Genomic DNA, 7,322 nt, shown 5'->3' with positions numbered 1-7,322 from the left:
TGGCGCGGTCCTCCGACGCGCAGGCCGGACAATTCTGAGTTGCCGCCGGACGTCGAGGCGGTCATCGCCCGCATCAAACCCGACGCCCTCACCGAACCGGGCGCCGGTGGGAGCCGGTTCGATGCGCAGCTGGTGGCGCGCGGACTGGCTCGCCAGATCGACCGTGCGCACCGAAACGGCGACAGCAACGCCACACTGCAGCTGGAGGTGACAGACACCGGTGTCCGTCCCTCCGAGGCGGTGTTCCACGCGCTCGGTGTCATCGCGCAGGAAGTTCGCGACGCACTCCCGCATCGCGCGCCGGGGGTGCAGTCCGTGCACGTCATGTTCGGCGGTCAGGTGGCCTGGATCCTGCCGCTCGGCGGCACGGCGAAATGAAGGTGACGGCTGGAGAATCATGGCCGCATGGTCGTCCGCTCTTTCGATCGGCTCTTCACCACGGACGGGGTGCGACGTTGTCTATTCTGAAGTCGTGGTTTGGAACAAGCGGGGAGATACCGGCGGCGGAGCGTCGTCGGGCAGTGGCGGCACGAAGCGGGGTGGGAAGGACTACACCTCGTCTCGTTTCGTCGACCGCGGCACGATGATCTGTCTGCGCTGTAACGGTCGGGGCACGGTCGCTAGCCGATGACTACCGAGCGGGCGGGTGAACCCGGGCAAATGGTTACAGCGGTCCGGGTGCAGTGCAAGGAGTGCCGACGGGCGGGCGGTGCCGTACGTGCCCGCGCGAGAAGTAGCGGCGGCGCAAAAGGTGAGCTTCCTGGTGCGGTGGTCGATCGCTGCCCGCACTACGAGACGATCTGGGCGCCTGGTTATGGTCCCGACGGTGAGCCTCCGCCGGACTCGGGATGGTCTGACCGGACGCCGCCAGTTTGATCTCGTTTGACCCCGTTCGAGTCGGCTGCGGTCGCGTACCAGCCCGGCCCGCACGGCCACGCACGGCCACGCACGGCCTGCCGACGTAATCGTGCCCATCGCTTCCCACCCAGTCAGGCCGGTGCGGTGACGGCCAGTCCATTCGGGTTTGCGGCGTCAGGCAGGTGTCCGGGACTCGGAGTGGTAGGTAGGAACGGTCATTATCACAACCGAAGCCACCTACCCCCACATGCGTGCGCAGGCGATGGGTAGGTGGAAATCGTCATTATCATGACTGAAACCACCTACCCCTCCGATCTGGGCCCGCGCCGTGCCGACAGCCGGTGCCGGCGTCGGGGAGCTGCACGGACCTGCGGGTCACGTCCAAGCGGCGCCCCGGGCGCTCTTAGCGGGCATCGCATCCGGACTCGGGATGGTCTGACCCGACGCCGCCAGTTTGACCCCGTTCGAGTCGGAGGTTGCCTAGCGGCCGGGTTGCGTCAGGGCGGTGCCGCTGGAAGGGAGAGGGTGAACGTGGCGCCGCGACCCACCGCGCCGTCTGCCGTGACCGTCCCGCCGTGGTTTGCCACGATCTCCTGGACGAGTGCCAGGCCGAGACCGAACCGGCGCCGGTCACCGATCTGCTGGCCACGATGGAAGCGGGCGAAGAGGTCTTCGGCCGCGGCCGGGTCGAGGCCCTGCCCGGTGTCTGTGATCCGTAATGTGATACAGCCACCCGGGTCTCCCACAGTGATGGTTACCGTGACCGATCCACCGCTGGGGGTGTGACCGAGTGCGTTGTCCACCAACGCGGAGACCGCCCGGCGCAGCGCCGGCTCGGCGCCGAGAATGACTGCGGGACGACCGTCCCCAGCCGGGTTGGCGGCTCTGGCCGGCGTCGTCCCACCGGGGGAAATGTCGCCAGGGGGAGTGTCGGCGAGCTCGACGGTGAGCGTGACGGCGAGTTCCGCGGCGTACGCCTGCGCGGCTGCGGCGACATCCCACGCGACCCGGCCCAGGTCCACCCGGGTCCGCTGGCCGGGGTTGTGCGCGAGTTCGGCGGACACCAGCAGATCCTCGATGACGTCCGCCAGCCGGCGGCTGTCCGCGACGATCTCACCTGCCTCGGCGGCGAGCGCGGGCACACCCGCCTTACCCGCGGTGCGTTCGAACACCTGCGCACGGGTGTGGAGCAGCGTGAGCGGGGTCCGCAGTTCGTGCGCGGCATCGGCGACGAACTGACGTTGGCGGTCGAGTGCCTCCCGCAGCGGCGCGATCGCACGGCGCCCGACCACGACGCTGACCAGCAGAACGGCACCGATCCCCAGGATGCCCGCGAATCCGAGGCCGAGCAGCAGCCGGTCGGTCTGCCGCTCCAGGTTGGCGAGGTCGTATGCCGTCTGGACGACGAGGTCGCGTCGCCGGACAGTGACCAGCGCAAAGGTGGCGCCGTGGTCCAGCCGGCGTCGGGAGGATCGGGTGGCGCCGTCGTGGGCGGTCGCGTCGATCGCGGCCAGGTCGGCGAGCCCGGTCGGCGCTCCGCGGCTTGCCTGCAGCGGCCCGCCCGCGCGGCGGAGGAAGAGCGCCATGCCATCCGGGGGATCGTCGACGTCCTCGGCGCGGGCCGCTGCCGCGCGCAGCTGGCGGTCGACGTCCTGGCGCTGCTCATAGCCAACGATCAGGTAGGCGACGGTTCCGACCAGCAGGATCGCCGCGGACACGGCGAGAGCGACCTGAACGGTGAGCCGGCGGCGGGCTGCCGCCAGCAGCCGGTCGTCGGCGCTCGTACGACCTGTGCGCCGGGTCATCCCGATTCCCCGAGCCGGTAGCCGACACCACGGCTGGTGCGCACGATCGACCGCCCCAGCTTGCGCCGCAGGTAGTGGACGTAGACGTCGACGACGGCCGGGTCGGCATCCGGGAATACCCGGCGGCGCAGTTCGTCGCGTTCGAAGACCTGGCCCGGTCGGGCCGCGAGGACGGCAAGCAGGTCGCATTCGCGTTCGGACAGTACGAGCAGGCTCCCGTCGGGCAGCTGCACGGACCCGCGGGCCACGTTCAGGCGGCGCCCACCCGGCAGCGGGAGCAGATCCGCCTGCTCAAGGTGGATGCGGCGCAGCGCCCGCAGGCGGGCGAGGAGCTCGTCAAGGTCGAACGGTTTGCCGAGATAGTCCTCGGCGCCGGCGTCGAGGCCCTGGACCCGGTCGGCGACGGCGGTCCGGGCGGTCAGGATCAGCACGGGGACGGCCATGCCGCGTCGACGCAGCGCCCGCAGCAGGTCGATGCCGTCGAGTACGGGCAGGCCTCGGTCGAGGACCGCGACGTCGTAGCGGCGGGTCAGGCCGAGATGCAGCCCCCGCTGGCCGTCGCCGGCCAGGTCGACGTCGTAGCCGGACGCCTCCAAGACTCCCGCGAGGAGTCCGGCGAGCGCCCGTTCATCCTCGACGAGGAGCAGCCGAGGTCGATTGCCGGCCGGTTCGTTCACCGGATGCGGAACCTCCGTGCCGTCTGAACGCGGCCGATGTCAGCGGGGCGGTCGAGCCGTCGGGCGGTCGAGCCGTCGACCACCCGATCTGATCATCCCTCGTCCGCACCGGGGCGGGGTGAGGGGGAACGCCGGACCAGGCGGCTCTGGCACCGGCGTCGCCGATGCGGACTACCTGCACGACCGTACCGGTCGCGGCGACCACGGCGAGGACGGCGGCCGTGAGTCGCAGCGCGACCGGATTGCCGCCGCTCGCGGCGGTCCGCCGACGTTGCTCCCCGCTCGCCTGGTTCGGCATCGTGGCCGGCGCTCTGCCTGGGGCGCCGCCCGCCCGGCCCGCCGCACCCATCGCGGCTGGCACCTCCACGGGCGATGGAGCGGGTAGCTGTTCCATGGCCGTGGATCGTCTCGGGTACCGCCGGTCGAGCCAGGTCACGAACACCGAGACGACGAACAGCCCGAAGACCCACGGCAGGAGCCCGTCGGCGAGTTCCGCGTGCCGGGCGATGAGCGGTGATTCCGGCAGCCGTGCCTCGAGCTGATCGCCGGTCGACGTGGTCAGCGGAACCAACGCGAGCGCGACGGCAGCCAGGCCGAGCGGTAGCAACCCGAAGCGCCGGCGCAGCGCCGGCCACAGCGCGGCGGCGGCGACGAGCAGTGCGGCCAGCGGGACCAGCACAACGGTGGCGTGCACCACCAGTGGATGGGCGGGCAGTCCGAAGATCTTCAGGTACATGGCTCTCTCTCAATTGGCGGGCGGTCGGGAGCGGCGACCCGGGCGCACCGCCGGTACCGCTCCCAACCCAGCCTCCCGGCCCATCCTGAGGACTGCCTTAGTGAGTTGACCTTGCGATTGCCACTGGAAGTAGCAATAATGACGGCATGGCCGTTACCTCTGCTGCAGAGCCGCCCTTCACCGGGCGTGCGGTCAAACGCAGCACGTCCTTCCCGGAAGACCTCATCCGTGAGGTCGAGGCGCGTACTGGGCCGCGTGGGTTCTCCGCCGCGGCCACCGAGGCTCTCGCGCACTGGGTCCACATGCGGCAGCTGCAGGAGATCGTCGAGGAGTACGAGCAGGAGCACGGCCCCCTTGACGTCGACGGGGTGCGGGAGGCTCTGGCGGAATGGCCCGACGCCGACTGAGCACTCCCGGCGGCGGCACCCTGGTGCTGGACTCACAGGGGCTCTCGCTTCTCGCCGACAGGGATGCCGCCGTGGTGCGCCGGGTCGAAGCCGCACGGCTTCGTGGTGCGGTGGTGATCGCATCCACGCTTACGCTGGTGGAGGTGCGGCGGCCCGATGGTCCACGGCGCGAAGCACTGGCATGGGCTGTACCCCATATCCGGATCGTCGCGGTGACCGAGGACATCGCCAAGCGCGCCGCGGCACTCCTCGACGAGACCGGGCTCGACGGCCACCGCTACGCCGTCGATGCAGTCGTGGCCGCGACGGCGCTGGAGCAGCCGCGGCCCGTTCTGGTGCTGACGTCCGATCCCGAGGACCTCGCGGTGCTCACCACCGAGCCGGGCGTGCCACCCCAACGGCGGGTCAAGCCGGTCAAGGTCTGAGCCGGTCACGGTCTGAGCCCGTCAAGGTCTGAGCCCGTCAAGGTCTGAGCCTGGCCGGTGCCGGCATCGGTGACCTGCGCGTGAGCAGGCCGTGGGCAGGGGTGTTACCGTGAAATCCCGTGGACCGGCCAGGTACGGATCCGGCCGGCGATACCCACGGAAGGGTCTCAGCGTGGCGCAGGCGCACGTGACCAAGCACATTTTTGTGACCGGAGGTGTGGCCTCCAGTCTCGGCAAGGGGCTCACCGCATCCAGCCTCGGTCGTCTCCTGAAGGCACGTGGCCTACGGGTCACCATGCAGAAGCTTGATCCCTACCTCAACGTCGACCCCGGCACGATGAACCCGTTCCAGCACGGGGAGGTCTTTGTCACCGATGACGGTGCCGAGACAGACCTCGACATCGGCCACTACGAACGGTTCCTGGACGTCGACCTCGACGGCAGCGCGAACGTCACCACCGGCCAGGTCTACTCGGAGGTGATCGCCCGAGAACGCCGGGGCGACTATCTCGGGCAGACGGTGCAGGTCATACCGCACATCACCGACGAGATCAAGGGCCGGATCCGCAGGCTCGCCACCGACGAGGTGGACGTGGTCATCACCGAGGTGGGCGGGACGGTCGGCGACATCGAGTCCCTGCCCTACCTCGAGGCGATCCGGCAGGTCCGCCACGAGGTAGGCCGTGACAACGTCCTGACCGTGCACGTGAGCCTGGTGCCGTACCTGGCTCCCTCCGGCGAGCTCAAGACCAAGCCGACGCAGCACTCGGTGGCGGCACTGCGCAGTATCGGCCTTCAGCCGGATGCGGTGGTCGCCCGGTCTGACCGCCCGCTGCCGGACGCACTCAAGAACAAGATCGCGTTGATGTGCGATGTGGACGACGAGGCCGTGGTCGGTGCGCCGGATGCGGTATCGATCTACGACATTCCGAAGGTGCTGCACCGCGAGGGGCTCGACGCCTATGCGGTCCGCCGCCTGGGCCTGCCCTTTCGCGACGTCGACTGGACCGAGTGGGACACCCTGCTGCGCCGGGTTCACTGCCCGGCCAAGATGGTCACCGTCGCGATCGTCGGCAAGTACGTCGACCTGCCGGACGCCTACCTGTCGGTGACCGAAGCGTTGCGCGCGGGTGGCTTCGCGGTGAACGCCCGGGTGGAGATCCGCTGGGTGCCCTCGGATTCCTGCTCGTCGGTGGAGACCACCGCATCCGCATTGGATGGCGTCGACGGCGTGCTCGTGCCGGGTGGTTTCGGCATCCGCGGCATCGAGGGGAAGATCGAGGCGCTGCGTCACGCGCGGATGAACGCGATCCCGGCGTTGGGGTTGTGCCTGGGCCTGCAGTGCATGGTGATCGAGGCGGCCCGCAACATGGCCGGGCTGGTGGGGGCGAACTCGACCGAGTTCGACGCGGACACCCCGCATCCGGTGATCTCCACCATGGCCGACCAGCGGGCGGTGGTCGCCGGTGAGCGGGATATGGGCGGCACCATGCGTCTGGGCCGCTACCCGTGCGTGTTGGTTCCGGGGACGGTGGCCCGGCGGGTGTACGGGGTCGCCGAGGTCGGTGAGCGTCACCGGCACCGCTATGAGGTCAACAACGACTACCGGGACCGGCTCACCGCCGCCGGCCTGGTGATCTCGGGGACCTCGCCGGACGGTCGGCTCGTCGAGGTCGTCGAGCTCACGACCGGGAACAATCCGTTCTACGTGGGCACCCAGGCGCACCCGGAGTTCCGATCCCGACCGACCCGGGCCCACCCGCTGTTCCGGGCGTTGGCCGCGGCGGCGGTGACCCATGCCGAACAGCGCACCGGAATGCTACCGGTCGAGGTTCCGGCCGACATCGCGGACCACGACACTGCAAACCGCGACACTGCAAACCACGAGATCGGCCCACTGGACGGACGCGGACCGTCTAGAGGCTGCGACGGAGAGGAACTGGTGTCGTCGTGAGCGGGTATCCAGGCGGGGTGGCTGCGAGCGAGCCCGCGGCGAACACCGTCGATCATGCGGTGGCCTTCAGCTCCGAGACCGGGCATCGCTATGAGGTCGTTGACAGCGACATCGCCTTCACCGGACGGATCATCTCGGTCCGGCGGGATGCGGTGCGGATGCCCGATGGCGGGGTGTCCCAGCGCGATGTCGTCGTGCACCCGGGTGCGGTCGGAGTGGTGGCGCTCGACGAGGCCGACCGGGTGGTGATGGTGTACCAGTACCGTCATCCCGTCCGTCGACCGCTGTGGGAGCTGCCCGCCGGCATCCTGGACGTACCCGGCGAGCCGCCGGTCGAGGCGGCGGCACGCGAACTCGCCGAAGAGGCGAACCTCACGGCCGGGCGTTGGGATCTGCTGGTCGACGTGCTCGCGTCACCCGGCATGACCAACGAGGCGTACCGGGTCTTCCTCGCTCGCGA

At 69.9% G+C, this 7,322-nt stretch carries 8 protein-coding genes; 5 read left to right on the top strand and 3 right to left on the bottom strand.

Annotated elements, in window-relative coordinates:
* Positions 1–378 (top strand): hypothetical protein (locus U9979_RS17870; protein WP_322780274.1); only part of this gene is annotated, 378 nt, incomplete at its 5' end.
* 977 nt (positions 379–1,355) lie between these two features.
* Here the strand turns inward: U9979_RS17870 and U9979_RS17865 are convergent.
* Genes U9979_RS17865 through U9979_RS17855 form a run of 3 tightly spaced genes read right to left on the bottom strand, consistent with a single transcriptional unit; the run spans position 1,356 to position 4,076 of the window.
* The gene (locus tag U9979_RS17865) at positions 1,356–2,663 is read right to left on the bottom strand and encodes a HAMP domain-containing sensor histidine kinase (RefSeq protein WP_322780273.1); all 1,308 of its coding nucleotides are present in this window, start codon (positions 2,661–2,663) and stop codon (positions 1,356–1,358) included.
* Positions 2,660–3,340: a response regulator transcription factor gene (locus U9979_RS17860; RefSeq protein ID WP_322780272.1), complete on the bottom strand. Its 681-nt coding sequence runs from the start codon at positions 3,338–3,340 to the stop codon at positions 2,660–2,662. The genes U9979_RS17865 and U9979_RS17860 overlap by 4 nt, the downstream gene beginning before the upstream one ends.
* Positions 3,291–4,076, bottom strand: a complete 786-nt coding sequence (locus U9979_RS17855; RefSeq protein WP_322780271.1) for a DUF2231 domain-containing protein — start codon at positions 4,074–4,076, stop codon at positions 3,291–3,293. The genes U9979_RS17860 and U9979_RS17855 overlap by 50 nt, the downstream gene beginning before the upstream one ends.
* Positions 4,077–4,222: 146 nt before the next feature.
* On the opposite strand from U9979_RS17855, the gene U9979_RS17850 reads away from it, so the two are divergent.
* The 4 genes from U9979_RS17850 to U9979_RS17835 form a co-directional block, all read left to right on the top strand.
* Complete coding sequence (locus tag U9979_RS17850) at positions 4,223–4,483, top strand: hypothetical protein (RefSeq protein WP_322780270.1); 261 nt, start codon at positions 4,223–4,225, stop codon at positions 4,481–4,483.
* Complete coding sequence (locus U9979_RS17845) at positions 4,465–4,908, top strand: PIN domain-containing protein (RefSeq protein WP_322749780.1); 444 nt, start codon at positions 4,465–4,467, stop codon at positions 4,906–4,908. Before U9979_RS17850 ends, U9979_RS17845 begins: the two co-directional genes overlap by 19 nt.
* 172 nt (positions 4,909–5,080) lie before the next feature.
* Complete coding sequence (locus tag U9979_RS17840) at positions 5,081–6,862, top strand: CTP synthase (RefSeq protein ID WP_322755335.1); 1,782 nt, start codon at positions 5,081–5,083, stop codon at positions 6,860–6,862.
* Between the two features lie 59 nt (positions 6,863–6,921).
* Positions 6,922–7,322, top strand: a 401-nt coding sequence (locus tag U9979_RS17835; protein WP_322780282.1) for an NUDIX hydrolase, incomplete at its 3' end; no start/stop codon positions are given.

The sequence above is a fragment of the Protofrankia sp. Cas4 genome (assembly GCF_963555915.1).
Lineage (GTDB): Bacteria > Actinomycetota > Actinomycetes > Frankiales > Frankiaceae > Protofrankia.
The sequence above is the reverse complement of the archived record's forward strand: the minus strand, read 5'-3'. Positions and strand labels throughout refer to the sequence as shown.